This is a genomic window from Streptomyces luteogriseus (assembly GCF_014205055.1).
Taxonomy (GTDB): domain Bacteria; phylum Actinomycetota; class Actinomycetes; order Streptomycetales; family Streptomycetaceae; genus Streptomyces; species Streptomyces luteogriseus.
The window spans coordinates 5,734,388-5,755,791 of the sequence record NZ_JACHMS010000001.1 but is presented as its reverse complement, the minus strand read 5'-3'; the positions used below and the strand labels follow the sequence as shown (position 1 = coordinate 5,755,791).

Here is a 21,404-nt window from a genome sequence, read left to right as displayed (position 1 = left end):
CTCGGTCGGTCCGCTCTCCCGGGCCGGAGACGCGACCCCGCGCACCCCCGCCAGAACCATCGTGCCACCAACGCGCCCGCGCTATGCGGCCCGTGACACATCGACCACACGCGTGTTGCCGCCAATCCTGTGCGCCGTCTGTCCGCGAGGGCCCAACCCCGGGGAGTCGCACGGCAATTCGACGGGCCACCCGCACAGGGAATTCATCCGAATCGTTTCCGTCTCCACACAACGCGTTCGCAGCTAATTCGAATTGCAGCCACAAGCCGGGCAACAGCCCCGCGAACCAGGGGTCAAGAGACCTGAAGCGGACATTCCACTGGAGTCGCCTGCTGGTCTTATGCGTCACTTAGTCCGGAAGTATCACGACAAACAAGGCCCAGTCGGTGCACGTGATCCGTCTCGGACGATGTGTCGGCCATCACGCCGACAGTGACGTCAACTCCCCGTAATCCGGGGTACCCGCAGCGAATAGCCAGGAATCACTTCCGGCGTTTTACGAATAGCTGCAGGGAACGCTAGGGTGCCTCAGATGTTCCACGCTGCCTCGTCCCCCGCACGCGCAGCGAGGTCCCGGATCGTCTCCCCGAGCTCCTGGTGGGAGGGTCTGTGACGAACTCGCTGCGACCGAACGGCGACCGCAGGGCGCCACTTCCCCCGGCACAGTCACCGGCCGACGGAGTGCCGAGCCCCCGCTCGCCGCAGAGCACGCAGAAGAAACAGAACGGCAAGCAGCGCGACGCGTTCTTCGACAACGCGAAGTACCTCGCGATCGTGCTGGTGGCCATGGGCCACGCCTGGGAGCCGCTCAAGGGCGACAGCCGGATACTCGAGGCGGCGTACCAGGTCGTCTACGCGTTCCACATGCCGGCGTTCATCATCATCTCCGGCTACTTCTCGCGCAGTTTCGACATGCGGCCCGACCGGCTGAAGCGCCTGATCACCGGCGTCGCCGTGCCGTACATCATCTTCGAGACGGCCTACCCGCTCTTCAAACGGTGGATCGACGACGACCCGGGGCAGGACATCAGCCTCCTCGACCCGTGGTACCTGACCTGGTTCCTGGTCGCGCTGTTCGTCTGGCGGCTGACCACCCCCATCTGGAACCTGGTGCGCTGGCCGCTGCCGCTCGCGCTGGGTCTCGCCATGCTGGCGACCGTCACCCCGGAGATCGGCGACGACCTGGACCTGCAGCGCGTCCTGCAGTTCCTGCCGTTCTTCGTGCTGGGCCTGGTCATGAAGCCCGAGCACTTCCACATGGTGCGCACACGTGGGGTACGGATCGCCTCGGTGCCCGTGTTCGCCGCCGCCCTGGCCTTCAGCTGGTGGGCGGTGCCGCGCATGAACACCGCGTGGTTCTACCACCGGGACGCCGCGCAGGAACTGGGCGCTCCGTGGTGGACCGGCCCGGTCATGGTGCTCGCCATGTTCGGCTGCTCCCTGGTGCTGACCGCCTGCTTCTTCGCCTGGGTGCCGCGCCGCCACATGTGGTTCACCGCGCTCGGCGCCGGCACGCTCTACGGCTACCTGCTGCACGGCTTCCTGGTGAAGGCCGGCGACTACCAGGGCTGGTTCGAGGCCTCCTGGCTGCACCATCCGACCGGTGAGATCCTCGTGACCGCCCTCGCGGCCGCCGTCGTGACGGTCCTGTGCACCAAGCCGGTGCAGCGCGTCTTCCGGTTCGCGATGGAGCCGAAGATGGCCTGGGCCTTCAAGCGGGACGCGGCCGAGCTGGCCCGCGAACGCCAGAGCGCCGAGCGGCGCGAACGCGAACGCGAACGCGAGAAGGTCAACGCCTGACCCTCCGACCGGGATTCATCCGACGAGACCGAGAAGCGCGCGCATCCGTGCGTACTTCTCGGTCAGTCGTTTCCGGGTCGCCTCGTCGAGGACCGCGAGCCGGGCCGGGTCCGCGTTGTGCGCCAGGTCCGACTCCTTCACCAGCAGCGCGCCGGGCGTGGCGAGGACCCGCGCGGCGTACGCCTCCGGCGGCTCCCCGGCCCGTTTGGTGACCGCGAGCACGATGTCCTTCGTACGGCTGCTCAGCGCGGCCTCGCGCAGCCACTCCGCGGAGAGGGCGTCGTCCTCGACCGCGTCGTGCAGCCAGGCCGCCGCGATCTGCTCCTCGTCACCGCCCCGCGCCCGTACGCCCTCCGCCACGGCCCGGAGGTGTTCGGCGTAGGGCCGTCCCGCCTTGTCGGTCTGGCCGGTGTGTGCGGCGCGGGCGGTGGCCTCGACCTGGGCCAGGGTCATCCGGGATGTCTCGGTCACCGCTCCAGTGTCTCCCCGCGCAGCGCCGCCCGGGCCGGCAGGGTGGCCGCGGCCGTGCCGAGGACGAGGACCGCGGCGGCGAACGAGCCGTAGACGAGCGGCGGGATGTACGGCCCCTGACCCGTCAGGCCCCTCGTCATCGGGACGAGGGTGGCCAGGGCGATCGCCGTGCCGAGCGCGATGCCCGCGACGGCGACCAGCAGCGCTTCCCAGCGGACCATGCGCAGGACCTGGCGGCGGGTGGAGCCGAGCAGACGGAGCGTGCCGAGTTCGCCGCGGCGGTCCAGGACCGTCATCACCAGGGTGTTGACGGCGGCGACGGCCGCGAAGCCGCCGAGGACGGCCGCCATGACCGTGTTCGCCCAGGCGTTGAGCTCGCGGTCGAGGGACTGGGCGGTGGTGTGGTCGGCGCGGTCCATGACGCGGCCGAGCGGGGCGAGCGCCTTCGCCGTGCCGCCCTTGACCCACAGTTCGGTGTCGAAGGACGAACTGACGTGGCGGGCCAGGTCGGTGCGGTGGAAGGTGACCTGGGACAGGCCCATGCCGCGTCCGTACGTCGCCGCCACCAGCGGGGTGGCCCTGGTGCCGTCGGGCAGGTGGAGGCGGATGCGGTCGCCGACGCCGACACCCGCGTTCTCGGCGACGGACGCGTCCAGGGCGATCTCGCCCGGCTTCAGCGACAGCCGGCCCTTCTCGACGTCCAGGTCCTGCACGGCGGCAAGGTCGCGGGCCGAACCCGTGACGCCCTGGGCGGAGACCGGGGTCAGGGCGCCCGAGGCCCGGACGAGAACGGACGTCCTCAGCAGCCCCACGGCCGCGGTGACCTCGGGTGTGCGCCCGGCCCGTCGGACCGCGTCCGGCGGCAGGGCGCCCCCGTCGGCCGTGACGACGTGGTCGGCGACGATGCCCGACCGCTGCTGCTGCGCGGTGGCCCGGTCCTCGCTGGTGTGCAGGAAGACCAGCACGGAGGAGAACGCCATGGCGAGCACGATCGGGGTGATCGCGGAGGCCAGACGCCGTGCGTTGGTACGGGAGTTGGCCGCGGCGAGGACGGCGGGTGCGCCGGCGCCGCGCAGCGGGAGCCCGAGCAGGGACGCGCAGGCGCGGGCGATCAGTGGCCCCAGCAGGGCGACGGCCAGCATGAACAGCATGACCACACCGAGGGCGGCGTTGACCGCGTCCTCGCCCGTCTCCGACGCGGCCAGGCCCGCACACACGAAGCCGCCGACCGCCGCCGCCACGCCGAGGGGGGTGCGGATCCAGCCCGGGCGCAGCCGCTCCACGGAGGCCTCGCTCAGCGCCTGGCCCGGCTTGATGCGTGAACTGCGGTGCGCGGCCATGTATCCGGCGAGCAGGGCGGTGGCCAGGACCGTCCCGGTCGTGACGGTCAGGGGGATCCAGGAGACGGCGAGATCGACGGGTTCCGGTACGGCTCCCTTGTCCTTCAACTGGCCGAACCACCAAGCGGCCAGGGCCATTCCGGGCAGGCAGCCGAGAGCGCCGGCGACGGGCGCGACGAGCAGCGCCTCGGTGGCGACGGTGCGGCGGATCTGGCGCGGGGTGGTGCCGATGGCGCGGAGCAGGGCGAACTCGCGGGCTCGGCGGCCGATCGCGAGGGCGACGGTGCCGGCGGCGGTGAAGACGGCGACCATGGTGGCGACGCCGCCGAAGGAGCCGCCGATTCCGGTCAGGACCTCCCGGGCTTCGGTGAGGGCGGGGTCCTCCACCGTGCCCCGGTCGTCGCCCGTGTGGATCTCGGCCCGGTCGCCCAGGGCGTGGGCGAGGCGGGATGAGAGGGCCGCCGTGCCGACGCCGGGGGCGGGGAGGACCGCGATGGCGTCGACGCGATGGGGGTGGCCGGAGACGCGGACGGCTTCGGCGTCGCTGAACCACACCGTGCCCTGAGCGGCGGCGGTTCCGGAGACTCGGTAGGTGCGGGGGCCGTCGGGGAGGGTGAGGGTGACGGTGTCGCCGGCCGGGCGTGATGTGCCGGGGGCGAGGACGACCTCGCCGGGGCCGGGGGCGCGGCCGCTCGTGAGACGTTCGCCGGTGAAGGCGGTGGAGCCCCAGCCGTGTGCGGTGAGCGTCCCCTCGGGCGTGAGCACCGGGAAGGTGACGTCGGGGATCGCCGCCCGTACTCCCGGCACCGCGGCGGCCTTCGCGACCAGGGAGTCCTTCAGGCGCGCCCGGTCCGGCACCACGCCGCCCTCCTCGGGGTTCCCCGCCCGCTGCCCTGCCGCGGCCACCGCGGGGGCGTGCGCGTAGCGCTCGGGAGGGACCGTGGCGCGTACGCCCGTCTCCAGGAGGATGCCGCAGGCCGACACGATCGTGGCGGCCAGGACGAGGGCCACGAAGGTGCCGACGCACGCGGCGGGACGGAACCGGAGGGCCGCGCGGGCCAGGCCGTTGGGGGCGAGCATCAGGCTGCCGCCTTCGCGTGGGCGCGCGGGACGGCCAGGGAGGTCATCCGGGCGGCGATGCGGTCGGCGTGGGCGCGGCGGAGGTGGACGTGGTCGCGGCCGGGGTCGTCGCTGTCACGGTGGCCGTGACCGAGGTGGTCGCCGCCACGGTGGCCGTGGCCCAGGTGGTCGCTGCCGCGATGGCCGTGGCCGAGGTGGTCGCCGCCGGCGGTGTCGTCGCGGTCCAGGTGGTCGACGATCTCGCCGTCCGAGAGGAACAGCACGCGGTCGGTCCAGGCCGCGGCCGCCGGGTCGTGGGTGACCATGACGACCGTGGCGCCGTGCGTGTCGACGGCCTCGCGCAGGAGGGCGAGGATCTCCGTGGCCGTGGTGGTGTCCAGCGCACCCGTCGGTTCGTCCGCGAAGACGACGTCGGGGCGGGTGACCAGGGCGCGGGCGATGGCCACCCGCTGCTGCTGACCGCCGGACAACTGGCCCGGGCGGCGGCGGGCCTTGTCCGCGAGGCCGACCTGGTCCAGCACCTCGGCGGCGCGGCGGCGGTCGGGGCGGTGGCCGGCCAGCCGCAACGGGAGGACGACGTTCTGCTCGACCGTGAGGGACGGCAGCAGGTTGAAGGCCTGGAAGACGAAGCCGATGCGGGTGCGGCGCAGGGCGGTGAGCTCGTTCTCCTTCATGCCGGTGATCTCCGTGCCGCCGAGGCGGACCGTGCCGGCCGTGGGACGGTCGAGGCCCGCCGCGCACTGGAGGAACGTGGACTTGCCGGAACCCGAGGGGCCCATCACCGCGGTGCAACTGCCGTGCCGGAGGGTGAGGTCGATGCCGCGCAGAGCGTGCACGGCGGTGCCGCCGCGGCCGTAGCGCTTGCGGACGCCGTGCAGTTCCACGGCCCAGTCGCCTGACATGTGTGTCCTTCCGGATCCGAGTCGTTCGCACCGATGCGCCGGTGTGTGTCTCGAACGTACGGAGCCGGAGGCCGGCCGGGCCATGAGGACGACCGCCGGACCCACCTGGGGAAAACCCCACCTCAGCGGGTGGCGGCGGCCGTCGGGCCCTCTCGGCAGATCAGCAGCAGGGCCCGGTCGTCGTTGACGTCCTTGGCCACGGCCTCGATGAGGTGCCAGGCGGCGCCGTGGAAGCCGCCGGCCACATAGCGGTCGGCCTCGCCGGTGAGACGGTCGATGCCCTCGACGATGTCACGGTCGGCGGTCTCCACCAGGCCGTCCGTGAACAGCATCAGCACGTCCCCGGGCCGCAGTGTGCCCTTCACCGGGTCGAACTGGGCACCGTCGTACACCCCGAGCAGCGGCCCCTCTGCCGTCTTCTCCTCCCAGCGGCCGCTGCCGGCGCTGAGCTGGAGGCCCGGCGGGTGGCCGGCGGAGTAGAGCTCGTAGTCGCCGGAGTCCAGGTCGAGGACCAGGTGGATGGAGGTGGCGAAGCCCTCGTCCCAGTCCTGGCGCAGGAGGTAGCCGTTGGCGGCCGGAAGGAAGGCGTGCGGCGGGAGTGAGCCGAGCAGGCCGCCGAACGCGCCGGACAGCAGCAGGGCGCGGGAGCCGGCGTCCATGCCCTTGCCGGAGACGTCGGTGAGGACGACTTCGAGCGTACGGCCGCCGTTGGTGCGAGCCGCGACCACGAAGTCGCCCGAGAAGGACTGGCCGCCCGCCGGGCGCAGGGCCATCTCCCGGTGCCAGCCGTCCGGCAGGTCGGGCAGCTTGCTCTGCACCCGGATGCGTTCGCGCAGGTCGAAGAGCATGGTGCCGCCGCGCCGCCAGGGCACACCGACCCGGCTGCGGAACTGGGCCAGGAGCAGCCCGAAGAAGCCGCAGGCCGCGACCACGAGCACGACGCCCGGGGTGACCCTCGACGGGCCCTCCGTGTACGGGCCGAGCTGCACCGACTCCACGATCAGCGCCGTGGCCGCCGCCGCGTACAGGCCGAGCAGGCTCGCCGGGCGCAGCAGCAGGCCGCCCACGACGACGGGCAGGACCAGTGCGGCCGGTGAGAACCACACCGAGTTCGCCAGTGTGGCCGACGCGATCAAGGGAACCATCAGGAGCAGACCGGCCAGGGCGATCCAGTCCGAGCCGTTGCCGCGGAAGTAGTCCACGGCGGCGCGGCGCACGCCGACGCGGACCCGGTGCCACTGCTTCTTCAACCGGGCCGTGAACGTCTCGGCTTCCGCGCGCCGCTCTCGTCCTGATGCCATTAGTTCGGGACCCTATCCATCGGACCAGCCGCTTGGCACGGGAGGTCCCACTTGTCCCCCGTCCGAGGGCCGACTTCACAGTGAACTTCACAGCGCGCCGCCCTGCCGCAAGCCGGGAGTAATTTCCTCGCTCGTCCCGCATTGCCCTGGTAGGCATGGCTCATGGGAACTGACGCGAACGGTCTTTCGCCCGGCTTGCGGATACTGCGGCGGGACGATTGGGACAAGTGGTACGGCACCCTGCTCCGGGGCTTCGGAGGGGTGCCGGAGTCCGCCGAGGAGCAGGAACTGTGGAACTCGCTGACCGAGTTCGACCGTTCGCTCGGCATCTGGGACGGGGACGAGTGCGTGGGCACGGCCGGGGCGTTCAGCTTCCGGCTGACCGTGCCCGGCGGCGCGTCCCTGCCGGTCGCGGGGGTCACGATGGTCAGCGTGGCCGCCACACATCGGCGGCGCGGGCTGCTCACGTCGATGATGCGGCGGCAGCTGGACGACGTACGCGCCTGGGGTGAGCCGCTGGCGGTCCTCACCGCGTCCGAGCCCGCGATCTACGGGCGGTTCGGATACGGCAACGCGACCGTGTCGTTGACCGCCGAGATCGACACGACCCGGGTAGGGCTGTCGGTGCCGGACGGTACGGATGACGTACGGGTGCGGTACGCGGTGCCCGCCGATGTGCTCGACGTGTGCGAGGCGGTGTACGCCCGGCTGGTTCCGGCCCGGCCCGGGATGCTGGCCCGGCGGCCCGGCTGGGAGCGGCTCGGGGTGCTCGACCCGGCGAGCGAGCGGGAGGGGGCCTCCCCCCTGCAGTGCGTGCTCGCCGAGCGGGACGGGGAGACCGTCGGGTACGCGCGGTACCGCGTCAAGCCCGAGTGGGAGCTGTCGGGGTCCAACGGCACGGTGATCGTGGAGGAGTTGGCGGGGCTGGAACCCGCCGCGGACGCCGCGTTGTGGCGGTTCCTGTTCGGGATCGACCTGACGTCGAAGGTGACCGTGCGGGGGCGTCCGGTGGACGACACGTGGCAGTACCTGGTGTCCGACCCGCGGCGGTGCCATCCGCGGGTGCGGGACTCGTTGTACGTGCGGCCGGTGGAGGTGGGGGCCGCGCTGGAGGCGCGCACGTATCAGACGCCGGTGGACGTGGTGTTCGAGGTGGAGGACGCGTTCTGCCCCTGGAACGCCGGGCGTTGGCGGCTGAGCGGGGACATGAAGGGCGCGTCCTGCGAGCGTACGACGGATGCGGCGGATGTCGCCCTGTCGGTACGGGAGTTGGGCGCGGCGTATCTCGGGGGCGTGTCGCTGGCCGCGCTGGGCGCGGCCGGGCGGGTGCGGGAGCTTCGGCCCGGGGCGCTGGCGGAGGCGTCGCTCGGGTTCGGGGTGGGTGTGCCGCCGTGGTTGCCGCACGGGTTCTGACGCCCGGGCTCTCCTCGGGGGTGCCCGGGCCGTTTCAGGGGCGTTGGCAGACCGGGCACCAGAAGAGGTTGCGGGCGGCCAGGTCGGCGGTGCGGATCTCGCCGCCGCAGATGTGGCAGGGCAGGGCTGCCCTGCGGTAGACGTACACCTCGCCGCCGTGGTCGTCCACGCGGGGCGGGCGGCTCATCGCCTCCGGGGTGTGTTCCGGGCGGACGGTGTCGATGCGGTTGTTGCGGACGCCCTCGCGCATGAGGTCGACGAGGTCGGTCCAGATCGCGTGCCACTCGGTGGGGGTGATGTCCTTGCCGGCGCGGTACGGGTCGATGCGGTGCCGGAAGAGGACCTCGGCGCGATAGACGTTTCCGACACCGGCGATGACCTTCTGGTCCATGAGGAGGGCGGCGATCGTCGTACGGCTGCGGGTGATGCGGTGGTACGCGGTGTCCGGGTCGGCGTCGTCGCGGAGGGGGTCGGGGCCGAGGCGGTCGTGTATCGCCTGCTTCTCCGGGGGCGTGATGAGGGCGCAGGTGGTGGGACCCCGGAGGTCCACGTAGGTGGTGTCGTTCGCGACGCGGAGCCGGACGGTCTCGGTGGGGGGCGGTTCGGGGGCCGGGCCGAAGGTGACCTTGCCGAAGAGGCCGAGGTGGATGTGGATCCAGTCGGTGTCGCGGAAGCCCAGGAAGAGGTGCTTGCCATGGGCTTCCGTGTGGGTGAGTTCCGAGCCGGTGAGGAGGGTGGCGGCGGCGGTGAACTTGCCCTGGGGGCTGGTGGTGCGGGGTCTCGTGCCGAGGAAGGCGGCGGCGTAGTCCTGGGCGAGGCGGTGGATGGTGTGGCCTTCCGGCACGGGTTCTCCTTGTGATCGTCGCCCTTTGCCCACTCGGCTCGGTTTCTCGAGAGGCTGCTCCGACCCGAACCCCAGCAGGACTCCGGCCCCATGGCCTCACGGGGCTCCGGCCTCCGCAGGGCCAGGCCCTCCGTAGACGGCAGAGGCCGGGTCCCCGGCGGGGTGGGCGCTCCGCCCCGAGTTCGGCTCGGGGGCCGGGCCCGGGCCCCTGCCGCAAGGCTCGGGTAGCGGGCCCCGCGCGCGATGCGGATGAAGACCCGGCCACCCGACCCCCGCGGGGTCGGGTGGCCGGGGCGCGCTCTCGGCGCCCCGGGGTGCCGGGGCGCCCGAAGAGCTACTGCTGCGGGTGGTGCGGCGGGATCGGGGGCAGGTCGCCGGTGGTTTCGTAGGCCGACAGCATGTCGATCCGGCGGATGTGACGTTCGTCACCGGAGAACGGCGTGGCGAGGAAGGTCTCCACGAACTTCGTCGCCTCGTCCTGCGAGTGCATGCGCGCGCCCACCGCGACGACGTTCGCGTTGTTGTGCTGGCGGCCCAGGGACGCCGTCTCCTCGCTCCACGCGAGGGCCGCACGGACGCCCTTGACCTTGTTCGCGGCGATCTGCTCGCCGTTGCCCGAGCCGCCGATGACGACGCCGAGGGCGTCGGGGTCCGCTGCCGTGCGCTCCGCCGCCCGGAGGCAGAAGGGCGGGTAGTCGTCCTGGGCGTCGTAGATGTGCGGGCCGCAGTCGACGGGGTCGTGACCCGCCTCCTTCAGCCACTCGACGAGGTGGTTCTTGAGTTCGTAGCCCGCATGGTCCGAGCCGAGGTACACGCGCATGGGACGAGTGTGACACGGGTGTTTCGGGGAAGGCGCGCGGGGTGGCGCTCATGAAAACCCGAGGCGAATGTGAGCCGCATTACTGAACCTCAGGAAAACCTCAAGTAACAATCTGGATTCAAAGGTTCTCCTATTCGTTCGCCTCCGATTCACTGGACCGGCTCGTACACCGCTCGTACGAGCCCCCCGTACACCGGCATGCCGCGAAACACCCCTTTCGTGCGGCTCGCTCGGTTCCGTACGGAAGTACAGCTCCCCGGCGCAAAGGAAATCCGTTCCATGACCTCGCAGCCGACCATGAACAAGACCGGAAACGACCCCGGAGGGCCCGGAGAACCCGGAGCCGAGGGCTCCGGGCTGCAGGCCGGACTCAAGAACCGGCATCTCTCGATGATCGCCATCGGCGGTGTCATCGGCGCCGGACTCTTCGTGGGGTCCAGCTCCGGTATCGCCACCGCCGGGCCCGGCATCCTGCTGTCGTACGCCCTCGTCGGCACGCTCGTGGTGCTGGTGATGCGGATGCTCGGTGAGATGTCGGCCGCGAACCCCACCTCGGGTTCCTTCTCCGCGCACGCCGACCGGGCGCTGGGGTCCTGGGCCGGTTTCTCCATCGGCTGGCTGTACTGGTTCTTCTGGGTCGTCGTGCTCGCCGTCGAAGCGACCGCGGGAGCCGTGATCCTCGAGGGGTGGATACCGGCCGTGCCCCAATGGGGCTGGGCCCTGATCGTGATGCTGGTGCTGACCGCCACGAACCTGGTCTCCGTCGGCTCCTACGGCGAGTTCGAGTTCTGGTTCGCGGGCATCAAGGTCGTCGCCATCGCCGCGTTCATCATCGTCGGCGGGCTGGCCGTCTTCGGGCTGCTGCCGGGTGTGGACAGCGAGCAGGCCGGGCTGAGCAACCTCACCGCGCACGGCGGCTTCCTGCCCAACGGGGCCGGCGCCATCCTCACCGGTGTGCTGCTCGTCGTCTTCTCCTTCATGGGCAGCGAGATCGCCACCCTGGCCGCCGGTGAGTCCGAGAACCCGCAGCAGGCCGTCACCAAGGCCACCAACAGCATCATCTGGCGTGTCGCCGTCTTCTACCTCGGCTCGATCGCCGTCGTCGTGTGCCTGCTCCCCTGGGACAGCAAGTCCATCGCCAAGGACGGCTCCTACGTCGCCGCGCTCGACTCCCTCGGCATCGCGCACGCCGGTCAGATCATGAACTTCATCGTGCTGACCTCGGTGCTGTCCTGTCTCAACTCCGGTCTCTACACCGCCTCCCGCATGGCCTTCTCCCTCGGCCAGCGCGGCGACGCGCCGAAGGCCTTCGCCCGCACGACCTCCAACGGCGTGCCGCGCACGGCGATCCTGGCCTCCGTCGCCTTCGGCTTCGTGGCCGTCTTCTTCAACTACAAGTTCCCGGACTCCGTCTTCCTCTTCCTCGTGAACTCCAGTGGCGCGGTCGCCCTGTTCGTGTGGCTGGTGATCTGCTTCTCCCAGCTGCGCATGCGGAAGATCATCAAGGCCGAGGCGCCCGAGAAGCTCGTGGTGAAGATGTGGCTGTACCCGTATCTGACCTGGGCGACCGCCGCGCTGATCGTGTTCATCCTCGGCTACATGCTCACCGACACCGAGCACGACGGGCGCCAGACCATCCTGCTGTCGCTGCTCGTCGCGGCCGTGGTGCTCGTCATCGCCTTCGTGAAGAAGGGGGTGCGCGGGGGACGTCCGGCCGCCGGTGCCCCGCAGACCCAGGGTGAGGAGCGCAGCGAGGTGTCGGCCGGCTGATCCTCCGGCCGCTCGCCGTTCGTCGTGAACGGGGGCCTGTGGGGCGTGCAACCGCACGCCCCACAGGCCCCTTTCATGTGCCTACAGCACCGTGAAGCTGTCCTTCACCTTCTCGTAGGTGGCGAGTGCCTCCTGCTCGATCCCGGCCTCGTACCACGTGTTGACCTGGTACGACTTGCCGGTCACGTTGAAGCCGAGCAGGCGGGCGTGCCAGTGGACGCCCTTCAGCGTGAACGTGTACTCCCAGACCACCGCCGGGTGTCCGCGGAACGTCGTCTCCTCCAGGCGGACCTTGCGGTAGTCCTGGCCCTGGTGGGCGTTGCGCTCCGAGGTCTGCCAGGTCTCCAGCAGGTCGCCGCGGGCCAGGGAGGACTTGCCGACCAGTTCCTGGGATCCGTCCGGGGAGGTGTAGTGCACCTCCGCGCCCGTCTTCACGTCCCGCCGCCAGCCGTGGGGCGTCGCCCAGGCGAACCCGCCGGCCTCCCGGTGCGTGCCGGGCGGCAGGGTCTGCGGCCGGGTGGTGCCCTCGACGGTGGGCGAGGAGGTGGTGTCCCCGGATCCCCCGGTGGCGGCCGGCGCGGATGCCGAGGAGCCCGCGTGGGGAGTGTCGTCCCCGTCCGGTGAGCCCGATGACGTCGCCAGCAGGATTCCCACGATCGTGCCGGCCGTGGCGAGGGTGGCTGCCGCGGCGGTGAGCACCGTACGGCGACGGGGGCGGGAGCGGGGTGCGGCCGGGGCGGGCGGCCCGGGGAGTTCGCCGGGCGGCATGGGCAGGGGTGCGGGGTGGGGGCGGTGCTCGGTCTCCGCCTGGGCGCGGGTGAGGGAGTCGGGGCTCGGGCGGTGGGTGGCGCCACCGGTCCGGCCTTCGGAACGGGCCGTCACCGGCTGGATCGTCGCGCCGGCTTCCGTGGCTTCCGCGACGTCCCCGGCTTCCCCGGGCGCGGGTCGGCGAGGGTCCCGTGGTGCCGGGGTACGGACTGGAGTGGGTGAGTCGTGAGGGGGCGTGGGGAGAGGTGTCCGCGACTGCGGCTCAGGGCCCGGTGGTCGTCCCCCGAGGGTTTCCGACGCGGCGGCGGGCACGGGCCACGCGCCCGGAGCGGAAACGCCGTCCGACGCGAGCCTCGCTTCCGGCTCCTCCTCCGGTGCCCCTCCCCCTTCCGGCTCCCCTTCCCCTGCCGGTTCCGAGCCCCCCAGCCCCACCGCGACCGTCGGCGTCGGTGCCTGCGCCGGATACGCCACCGGCTCCAGCGCCGTTTCCAAGGCCTCCAGGTCCGGTCGGGCAGAAGGTTCCTTCGCCAGCAGGGACGTCAGGATGTCCCGCAACGGGCCCGACGAGGCGGGGAGTTCAGGCTCCTCGTACAGAACCGCGTGCAGGGTCGCCAGTGTGGTGTCCCGGGAGAACGGGGAACGGCCGCCCAGGGCCGCGCAGAGGGTCGCGCCGAGGGACCAGATGTCGGACGGCGGGCCCTGGGGGCGGCCGGAGATGCGCTCGGGGGCCATGTAGTCGGGCGAGCCGACCAGCATGCCGACCATCGTGAGCGCCTTGGCGTCCTGGATCGCGGCGATGCCGAAGTCGGTGAGGACGACGCGTCGTCCGTGGCCGGAACCGGTGCCGTTGCCGCGCGGGGATCCGGCCACCCCGTTCGCGTGCTCCACGAGCACGTTTCCGGGCTTGATGTCGCGGTGCAGTACGCCGCGTTCATGCACCTGCCGCAGTGCCGCGACCAGACCGAGTCCGATGCGGGCCGTGTCGCCGGGGCTCAGCGGGCCCGACTCCGCGAGGATCCGTTCGAGGGAGCGGCCCGTCACCAACTCCATGACGATCCACAGCCGTTCGCCTTCGTCGACCACGTCGTAGACCCGGACGACGTTGGGATGGTCGATCCGGGCCGTGGCCCTGGCTTCACGCAGGGTCCGTTCACGGCGGGTCCTGCTGTCCTCCGCGTCGAGACCGTCGATCCGCATTTCCTTGACGGCGACCTGCCGGTCGAGTATTTCGTCGGCGGCTCGCCACACCCGCCCCATTCCCCCCTGGCCGATACTTTCGACCAACCGATAGCGTCCCGTCACCAATACCCCTGGAACACCGCCGCTGTTCGTATTCCCCGGCAATCCGCTGCACCCCCTCCACGACGCCGCGACCGACTCCAGTGAAACACAATGGTCACACTTCGTGCCGCACCAGGATAGTGCGGCGAAATCTTGTGGTACCTCTTTCAGTGCTGCGAATTCAGGCGCGGCACTGGGGGACGGAAGGGGGGCGAACATGAGTTCTCGTCACACGACAGCGGTCGCCGTATCGCTGGTCATGGCATCTTTCTCGGCGGTGTTGATCCTTTCCGGCACGGCCGGTGCACAGGGCGAGGGACCCGCAAGCGGCAAGGGGGGAAAGGCGGTTGACGCGGCACCGGCAGGGGTGAAGCTCACGACGACACTGCCCGGGAAGATCTCGGTCGACAACGATTCCGAAAAGACGGCGATTACCGCCACGGTGAAGAACGAGGGGAGCAAGGACAGCGGGAAGATCAGGCTGTTGGTCGTCGGTTTCGACGGGCTGGTGGTCAAGGGGGTCGAAGGGTGTTCGGCGATACCCGAGAAGGGACTTCCGGAGGGTTCGAACAGCGGATTCGCATGCCCGATCGACAATCTCGCGGCCGGTAAGTCCAAGTCGTACGCCGTCGACGCGACGTTCGACCTCGGCAAGACCGGGAAGATCTGTCTGCCCGTGCAGACGGGCGACGGGAAGAAGACCTTCTGGCAGCAGGGCCCGGTGCCGTTCGGCACGAACAACCCGTCGCCGGACGCCCCGGCCACGCCCCTGCTGCTCGGCACCGACAACGAGCCGGCGGGCCCGGGCGGCAAGGAGCTGCCGAAGACCGGTCCGGCCCGTGATCTGCTGCCGCTGGGCGCGGCCGGCGCGTCGCTGCTCGCTGCGGGCGTGGCCGGATTGTGGTGGTCGCAGCGGCGGCGCCCGGGTGTTCAGGAGGGCTGAACCGGCCGTCTGGTTGCGCGCGTACGCGGAGAGACCCGCCGAGGGGCAGTACGCAGAAGAGGCCCTGCCGAGGGCAGTACGCAAAGAGGCCCGCCGGGGGCAGCACGCCCCGGCGGGCCTCTCCGCAACGCCTGTGATGTCAGCGCTTGTTCGCGAACTTCCAGGCCGTCGGCAGGGCGCCCATGGCCAGGGCGGCCTTCAGCGCGTCACCGATGAGGAACGGCGTGAGGCCGGCCGCGATCGCGGCGGTGGCGGACATGCCGGTGGCGAGGGCCAGGTAGGGCACGCCGACGGCGTAGATGATCGCCTCGCCCACCAGCATCGTGCCGGCCGTGCGCAGCACCGAGCGGTCGGCGCCGCGGCGGGCCAGGGCGCCGACGACGGTGGAGGCGAGGATCATGCCGAGGATGTAGCCGAAGGAGGGGAGGACGCCCGAGGTGCCCTGCGCGAACCACGGCACGCCCGCGATGCCCGCCACGGCGTACAGCGCGAGCGCGAGGAAGCCGCGGCCGGCGCCGAGGGACGTGCCGACGAGCAGCGCGGCGAAGGTCTGGCCGGTCACCGGCACCGGGGAGCCCGGCACGGGCACGGAGATCTGGGCGGCGAGGCCGGTGAGCGCGGCGCCGCCGAGCACGAGGGCCGCGTCCCGGACTCGGGAGGCGGGGAGCAGGTCGGCGAGGACCTGTCCGATGGGGGTCCCCCCTGAACGAGCGGAGTCGAGCTCTTGGGGGAGGGCGGGTGTGGCGGCAGCGGTGCTCATGGGGACTCCGCGAGGGTGAGGGCCGGTCGGGACACCGTGACGCTATCCCAGCGCCCTCGCCCTGATCACCGTCAGCCGTCCACAAAGGGCGGGACCGGCCGTTGGTCGGCTTCGAACAAAGGGTGCGGGTTACAGCGAGTCAGGCGTGATGCCGGTCACGGTGATGAGGTGCCGTGCGGCACGGGAGCCGGAAGTCAGGCCTCTGTAGGTTTCCCCCAAAGGCACCGGGGTGGCCGTCTCGCCCGTCGGTCGCCGTCTGGGCAGTGTGGGGCTGTTTTGCTAGCGTCGCGAACATGGTTGCCCAGGCCCGGTACTTCTCGTCGCGTCGCTATGTCGACCTGCGACGCCAGGGCACGGCCACCTGTCGCCGCCCTCGGTGAGGCGGGGCGGAGGGATCCGGCCCGCCGATCCAGACGGCGCAGTGTCGGACCGGCCTCCAGGAAGATTCCCATGCCCCGTACCGCGGCTCCCCTTCTGACGTCCCCCATCCCCCGTGTCGCCGACAGCGACCGGCGCCGCACCAGCGCGAGCGTCGTCCTGCGGTCCGTGCTGGAGCACGGACCGGTCGCGCGCAGCACCATCGCCCGGCTGACCGGCCTGTCGCCCGCGTCGGTGACCGACTACTGCGCCCGGTTCAGCGAGTTGGGACTCATCCGCGAATCCACCGTGCCGCGGCGGTCCAAGGGTGTGGGGCGGCCGCATCTGCCGGTCGACCTGGACGACACCCGGTTCGTGGTGGGCGGGGTGCATGTGGCGGTGCCGTACACCACGGTCGCGCTGCTGGACCTGCGCGGACGGGTCGTGGCCCGGAGCGAGTTGCGGCACAAGGGCACCGAGCCCGCCCGGGTGCTGGCCCGGGCGGCCGACGCGCTGGTGGCGCTGCTCGCCGGTGCTCCCGGCAGCAGGGTGCTGGGGGTCGGGTTCGCCGCGGGCGGCTGGGTGGACCGGGACTCGGGCACCGTCGTGGAGCATCCGCTGCTGGGCTGGCGCGAGGTGCCGGTGCGGGAGCTGCTCGGGGCCCGCACCGGACTGCCGGTCCATGTGGACGGGCACGCGCGGGCGTTGGTGAACGCGGAGCGGCTGTTCGGGCGCGTGCGGGGCAGCGGCAGTGTGCTGCACCTGTTCGCGGGCCACATGGTCGACGCGGCGTTCACCACCCATGACGAGGTGCACCACGGGCCGCGCTCCCAGGCGGGGACGATCGCCCATCTGCCGGTGCCGGGCGGCACGGAGCCCTGCGACTGCGGCCGGGTGGGGTGCCTCCAGGTCGAGCTGAGCGAGGCGACCCTGTGCCGGCGGGCCCGTGAGGCGGGCGTCGTCGACGGGGTGAACCCGATGCAGGTGGTCGGTGCGGCGGCGGCCGGTGACCCGGTCGCCGCGGGGCTGCTGCGGGAGCGGTCGCGGCGGGTGGGCCGTGCGGTGGGGTTGCTGCTCGATGTGCTCAACCCGGAGCGGGTGGTCGTGACGGAGATCGGGGCCATGCACCGGGAGGACTGTCTGGCCGCGCTGCGGGAGGAGGTCGGGGCGGATCGCGCCGCGACCGTCTCGCCGATCAGTTTCGCGGATTCCGTGCCGGCGGTGGCCGGTGGTTCGGTGGCCCTCGATGTCCTCTACCGGGATCCGCTGGCCGCGTCACCTGAGGCTATTTAATTCAGAAACTCGGAATGTTGACAGGCCAGGCCGCTGACCAGGAACATCCTGTTCATGAGCCCGCTCACGAGCTGTCGCACTCTCTGTTGCTGACCCGTTGACGCGCCCCCGGCGCCCCTTCACGGAGCGCCTTCTCCTTCCTTTGTGACATTCGCGTGAATTCCCTCGGCAGATCTTTTCCTGCCCGGAATTCCGCTCGCTGTGCCGTCTTCCATACCCAGGGAGCCTTCCATGCCCTCGTCCTCCGTTTCCGGTCCAGACCGGCGTCTGTTCCTGACCTCACTGCTCGGCGTGACGGCCGCGGCGGCCGGACTGAGCGGCTGCGCCGACAGCAGCGCGGCCGCCGACGAGACGGCCTCCGACGCTCCCCTGGCCTCCAAGGTCCCCGCGGGGACGAGCCTGAAGATCTCCTCGTACCAGAACGCGCAGCAACTCCAGTTCAAGCTGGCCGGGTTCCGCGATCTGCCGTTCAAGGTGTCCGACTGGCTGAACATCGGCGCGGGCCCCGATGTCATCAACGCCTTCCGCGCGAAGTCCCTGGAGGTGGCCAACAACGCCGGGATCCCGCCGATCCAGGCGCACTACCAGGGTTTCGACGCGAAGATCGTCGCGATCAACATCACCCGCAAGCCCAACTACCTCTTCGCCACCAAGCCCGGCAGCGACATCCGCCGGGTCTCCGACTTCCGGGGCAGGCGGCTCGCCTTCTCCCAGGGCCAGGCGCAGGGCGTCGTCCTGCTGCGGGCGCTGAAGAAGGCCGGGCTGGAGTACGACGACGTGAAACTGGTGCCGCTGACCAGCAACCAGTTCCTCACCGCCCTGCAGTCCGGGCAGGTGGACATCGCGCCGCTCGCCAACACCCAGGCGCCCGCGTATCTGACGCAGTACAAGTCGGCCCGGACCATCACCACGGACGTGGTCGACCTGCTCAGCCTGCTGTGGGCGCCGGTGTCGGTGCTGAACGACCGGGCGAAAGCCGCCGCGGTCGCCGCGTACGTCCCGTACTGGGCGAAGAGCCAGGTGTGGACCTACGAGCACCCCGACGAGTGGAACGAGCAGTTCTACGTCGGGACGCAGAACCTCACCCTCGCGCAGGCGAAGGCGGTCACCGCGCTGGCCAACAAGCCGCTGTTCCCGCCCCGCTGGGACGAGGCCATCAGGTGGGAGCAGGAGACCGCCGATCTGCTCGCGGAGGGCGGCTTCGTGAAGAAGTTCGACGTCTCGGAGCTGTTCGACCACCGCTTCGAGTCCCTCGCGGCCAAGGCCGTGCCCGCGGAGTACCGGAGGTGACCGCCGTGACCACGACCACGCACACGACGACCAGCACGAGCACCACGAACACGAACACGAGCACCACCGCACCGCTCGCTCCCCTCGCCGAGGAGGAGACGCGCCAGGTGCGCCGGCGACGGCGGCTGGCCCCCGGCAAGCGCCTGCCCGCCACCCGGCTCGTCGGTCCGGCCGCCGTGCTCGCGCTGTGGAGCGCCGCCTCAGCCGCCGGGCTGCTCGACCCGGGCGCGATCCCGGCTCCCTGGACGGTGCTGGAGACGGGCAGCCGGCTGTGGACGGCGGGCACGCTGCCCGACGACATCCTGACCTCGTTGCAGCGCGCGGCGACCGGCTTCTCGATCGGCCTGGTCGTGGGGATCCTGCTCGCGCTGGCGGCCGGGCTGACCCGGACCGGGGAGGCGTTGATCGACGGGACGGTGAACCTCAACCGGGCGATCCCGACCCTGGGCCTGATCCCGCTGTTCATCCTCTGGCTGGGCATCGGTGAGACCTTCAAGATCGCCATCATCGCGATCGTCGTCTACATCCCGATCTACCTCAACACGCACGCCGCGCTGTCCGGCATCGACAGCCGCTATGTCGAACTCGCCGAGGTGCAGGGGCTGTCGAAACTCCGGTTCACCCGGCAGGTCGTGATCCCCGGCGCCCTGCCCGGCTTCTTCGTCGGGCTGCGGCTCGGAGTCACCGGCTCCTGGCTGGGTCTGGTGGTGCTGGAGCAGATCAACGCCACCAGCGGCCTCGGCTACATGATGTTCCAGGCGCAGAACTACGGCCAGACGGACGTCATCCTCGTCGGCCTGGTCGTCTACGGCATCTTCGGCCTCATCTCCGACAGCGCGGTCCGTATCGTCGAACGGAGGGTGCTGTCATGGCGCCGCACACTGAGCAGCTGACCCGTCCCGCCGTCCAACTGCGCGGCCTGACACGGTCGTTCGAGGGGCGCACGGTCCTCGACGGCATCGACCTCGATCTGCCCGCCGGGCAGCTGACGGCCCTGCTCGGGCACAGCGGCTCCGGCAAGAGCACCCTGCTGCGGGCGATCGCCGGACTCGATCACGGCGTCACGGGATCCGGGCAACTCACCGCGCCCGAGCGGGTGTCGGTCGTCTTCCAGGACTCCCGGCTGCTGCCCTGGCGGCGGGTCCTCGACAACGTGCTGCTCGGCGCGGAGGGCAAGGACGCCGGCCGCAGGGGCCGCGCGGCACTGGAGGAGGTGGGGCTGAAGGGCCGCGAGCGGGCCTGGCCGGGCGAGCTGTCCGGCGGGGAGGCCCAGCGTGCCGCCCTGGCCCGGTCGCTCGTACGGGAGCCGGAACTGCTGCTGGCCGACGAGCCGTTCGGGGCGCTGGACGCGCTCACCCGGATCCGGATGCACGGCCTGCTCCGGGAGCTGTGGGAACGGCACCGGCCGTCGGTGCTGCTGGTCACCCATGACGTGGACGAGGCGATCGTGCTCGCCGACCGGGTGCTCGTCCTGGACAAGGGCCGGATCGGCCTCGACCTCACCATCGACCGCGCGCACCCGCGGTCGTACCGCGACCCCCTGCTCGGCGAGTACCGGGAGCGGCTGCTGGCCGCGCTCGGTGTCACGGAGGACCACCGATGACCAGACAGCTGCACCTCAACGCGTTCCTGATGAACACCGGCCACCACGAGGCGTCGTGGCGGCTGCCGGAGAGCGACCCGTACGCGCATGTGGACCTGGCGCACTACGTACGGCTCGCCCGGATCGCCGAGCGCGGCACGTTCGACTCGCTGTTCCTCGCCGACGGCCCACAGCTGTGGAACAACCTCGCCCAGCGGCCCGCCGGGGCGCTGGAGCCGATCACCCTGCTGACCGCGCTGGCGACGGCGACCGAGCACATCGGCCTGATCGCCACGGCCTCCACCTCGTACAACTCGCCGTACAACCTGGCCCGCAGGTTCGCCACGCTGGACCACCTCAGCGGCGGCCGGGCGGGCTGGAACATCGTCACGACCGCCGGTGCCGAGGCCGCCCGGAACTTCGGTCTGGACGCCGAACCGGCGCACGCCGAGCGGTACGCGCGGGCCGCCGAGTTCCTCGACGTGGCGCTGAAGCTGTGGGACAGCTGGGAGGACGACACGGTCGTCGCCGACAAGGCGGCGGGCGTGTGGGGCGACGACGCGAAGATCCACCCGCCCCGGCACCGGGGCCGGTACTTCAGCGTCGAAGGGGCGCTCAACGTGCCCCGCACACCCCAGGGTTACCCCCTGCTCGTGCAGGCCGGCTCCTCCGAGGACGGCAAGCGGTTCGCCGCGCGGTACGCGGAGGCCGTCTTCACCGCCCAGCAGACCATCGAGGACGCGCGGGCCTTCTACGCCGACCTCAAGGCCCGGACCGTCGCGGCCAGCCGGGACGCCGACCACATCAAGGTGCTGCCGGGCATCGTCCCGGTGATCGGCTCCACGGAGGCCGAGGCGCTGGCGAACGAGCGGATCCTGGAGGACCACATCGTGCACACGCACGGGGTGGACCGCCTGGAACGGCTGCTGCAACTGGCCCCGGGCACCCTGGAGCTGGACGGCCCCCTCCCCTCCGACCTGCCGCCGGAGAGCGCCGTCGAAGGCGCCAAGAGCCGCTACACGCTCGTCGTCGGGCTGGCCCGCCGCGAACGGCTCACCGTGCGGCAGCTGATCGGGCGGCTCGGCGGCGGGCGCGGGCACCTCACCTTCGCCGGTACGCCCGAACAGGTCGCCGACACCATCGGGCTGTGGTTCGAGTCGGGCGCCGCGGACGGCTTCAACATCATGCCCGCCGTACTGCCGTCCGGCCTGGAGACCTTCGTCGACCACGTCGTCCCGATCCTGCGCGCCCGCGGGCTGCTCCGCACCGAGTACGGCGACGCCCGCCGGACCCTGCGGGAGCGCTACGGCCTCCCCCGGCCCGCCAACCAGCACGTCATCGCCCCCGCTCTCGTCTGACCCCTCTTCCGGTTCTTCTGAAAGGAACCCG

At 71.4% G+C, this 21,404-nt stretch carries 17 protein-coding genes; 9 read left to right on the top strand and 8 right to left on the bottom strand.

From position 1 onward, the window contains the following. Nucleotides 1-681 precede the first annotated feature (681 nt). The gene (locus tag BJ965_RS25530) at nucleotides 682-1,800 is read left to right on the top strand and encodes an acyltransferase family protein (RefSeq protein WP_313667018.1); all 1,119 of its coding nucleotides are present in this window, start codon (nucleotides 682-684) and stop codon (nucleotides 1,798-1,800) included. A 15-nt stretch (nucleotides 1,801-1,815) separates the two neighbouring features. Here the strand turns inward: BJ965_RS25530 and BJ965_RS25525 are convergent, their stop codons facing one another. The 4 genes from BJ965_RS25525 to BJ965_RS25510 form a co-directional block, all read right to left on the bottom strand. Further along, complete coding sequence (locus BJ965_RS25525; protein WP_184917534.1) at nucleotides 1,816-2,253, bottom strand: HD domain-containing protein; 438 nt, start codon at nucleotides 2,251-2,253, stop codon at nucleotides 1,816-1,818. Nucleotides 2,254-2,267: 14 nt separating this feature from the next. Further along, nucleotides 2,268-4,691, bottom strand: a complete 2,424-nt coding sequence (locus tag BJ965_RS25520) for an ABC transporter permease (RefSeq protein WP_184911136.1) — start codon at nucleotides 4,689-4,691, stop codon at nucleotides 2,268-2,270. Next, on the bottom strand, nucleotides 4,691-5,593 hold the full coding sequence (locus tag BJ965_RS25515) for an ABC transporter ATP-binding protein (protein WP_246546029.1): 903 nt from the start codon (nucleotides 5,591-5,593) through the stop codon (nucleotides 4,691-4,693). The genes BJ965_RS25520 and BJ965_RS25515 overlap by 1 nt, the downstream gene beginning before the upstream one ends. A gap of 122 nt (nucleotides 5,594-5,715) precedes the next feature. After that, complete coding sequence (locus tag BJ965_RS25510; protein ID WP_184911134.1) at nucleotides 5,716-6,894, bottom strand: PP2C family protein-serine/threonine phosphatase; 1,179 nt, start codon at nucleotides 6,892-6,894, stop codon at nucleotides 5,716-5,718. A gap of 162 nt (nucleotides 6,895-7,056) precedes the next feature. Here BJ965_RS25510 and BJ965_RS25505 point away from each other — a divergent pair, with 162 nt between their 5' ends. Next, complete coding sequence (locus tag BJ965_RS25505; RefSeq protein ID WP_184911132.1) at nucleotides 7,057-8,307, top strand: GNAT family N-acetyltransferase; 1,251 nt, start codon at nucleotides 7,057-7,059, stop codon at nucleotides 8,305-8,307. Nucleotides 8,308-8,341: 34 nt separating this feature from the next. Here BJ965_RS25505 and BJ965_RS25500 read toward each other — a convergent pair whose 3' ends face one another. Next, nucleotides 8,342-9,151: an Fpg/Nei family DNA glycosylase gene (locus BJ965_RS25500; RefSeq protein ID WP_184911130.1), complete on the bottom strand. Its 810-nt coding sequence runs from the start codon at nucleotides 9,149-9,151 to the stop codon at nucleotides 8,342-8,344. A gap of 334 nt (nucleotides 9,152-9,485) precedes the next feature. Continuing rightward, nucleotides 9,486-9,971, bottom strand: a complete 486-nt coding sequence (locus tag BJ965_RS25495; RefSeq protein WP_030836184.1) for a ribose-5-phosphate isomerase — start codon at nucleotides 9,969-9,971, stop codon at nucleotides 9,486-9,488. Between the two features lie 279 nt (nucleotides 9,972-10,250). On the opposite strand from BJ965_RS25495, the gene BJ965_RS25490 reads away from it, so the two are divergent. After that, nucleotides 10,251-11,741: an amino acid permease gene (locus BJ965_RS25490; RefSeq protein ID WP_184911128.1), complete on the top strand. Its 1,491-nt coding sequence runs from the start codon at nucleotides 10,251-10,253 to the stop codon at nucleotides 11,739-11,741. An 81-nt stretch (nucleotides 11,742-11,822) separates the two neighbouring features. Here the strand turns inward: BJ965_RS25490 and BJ965_RS25485 are convergent, their stop codons facing one another. Continuing rightward, the gene (locus BJ965_RS25485) at nucleotides 11,823-13,766 is read right to left on the bottom strand and encodes a serine/threonine-protein kinase (protein WP_246548250.1); all 1,944 of its coding nucleotides are present in this window, start codon (nucleotides 13,764-13,766) and stop codon (nucleotides 11,823-11,825) included. 241 nt (nucleotides 13,767-14,007) lie between these two features. On the opposite strand from BJ965_RS25485, the gene BJ965_RS25480 reads away from it, so the two are divergent. Next, nucleotides 14,008-14,733, top strand: coding sequence for an LPXTG cell wall anchor domain-containing protein (locus BJ965_RS25480; protein ID WP_184917531.1), 726 nt, complete (start codon nucleotides 14,008-14,010; stop codon nucleotides 14,731-14,733). Between the two features lie 139 nt (nucleotides 14,734-14,872). Here the strand turns inward: BJ965_RS25480 and BJ965_RS25475 are convergent, their stop codons facing one another. Beyond that, a complete protein-coding gene (locus tag BJ965_RS25475; RefSeq protein WP_246546027.1) occupies nucleotides 14,873-15,493 on the bottom strand; it encodes a biotin transporter BioY in 621 nt (206 codons plus the stop codon). Nucleotides 15,494-15,943: 450 nt separating this feature from the next. Between BJ965_RS25475 and BJ965_RS25470 the strand changes: the two genes are divergently transcribed. From BJ965_RS25470 to BJ965_RS25450, 5 genes are all read left to right on the top strand, one after another. After that, nucleotides 15,944-17,143 (top strand): ROK family protein, encoded by a 1,200-nt coding sequence (locus BJ965_RS25470; RefSeq protein ID WP_184911124.1) that lies wholly within the window; start codon nucleotides 15,944-15,946, stop codon nucleotides 17,141-17,143. 231 nt (nucleotides 17,144-17,374) lie between these two features. Next, entirely contained in the window at nucleotides 17,375-18,433 is a 1,059-nt protein-coding gene (locus BJ965_RS25465) for an ABC transporter substrate-binding protein (protein ID WP_184911123.1), read from the top strand. After that, nucleotides 18,430-19,326 (top strand): ABC transporter permease, encoded by an 897-nt coding sequence (locus BJ965_RS25460; protein ID WP_184911121.1) that lies wholly within the window; start codon nucleotides 18,430-18,432, stop codon nucleotides 19,324-19,326. The genes BJ965_RS25465 and BJ965_RS25460 overlap by 4 nt, the downstream gene beginning before the upstream one ends. Then, nucleotides 19,302-20,036, top strand: a complete 735-nt coding sequence (locus BJ965_RS25455) for an ABC transporter ATP-binding protein (RefSeq protein WP_184911119.1) — start codon at nucleotides 19,302-19,304, stop codon at nucleotides 20,034-20,036. Before BJ965_RS25460 ends, BJ965_RS25455 begins: the two co-directional genes overlap by 25 nt. After that, a complete protein-coding gene (locus BJ965_RS25450; protein ID WP_184911117.1) occupies nucleotides 20,033-21,373 on the top strand; it encodes an LLM class flavin-dependent oxidoreductase in 1,341 nt (446 codons plus the stop codon). The genes BJ965_RS25455 and BJ965_RS25450 overlap by 4 nt, the downstream gene beginning before the upstream one ends. Nucleotides 21,374-21,404 lie beyond the last annotated feature (31 nt).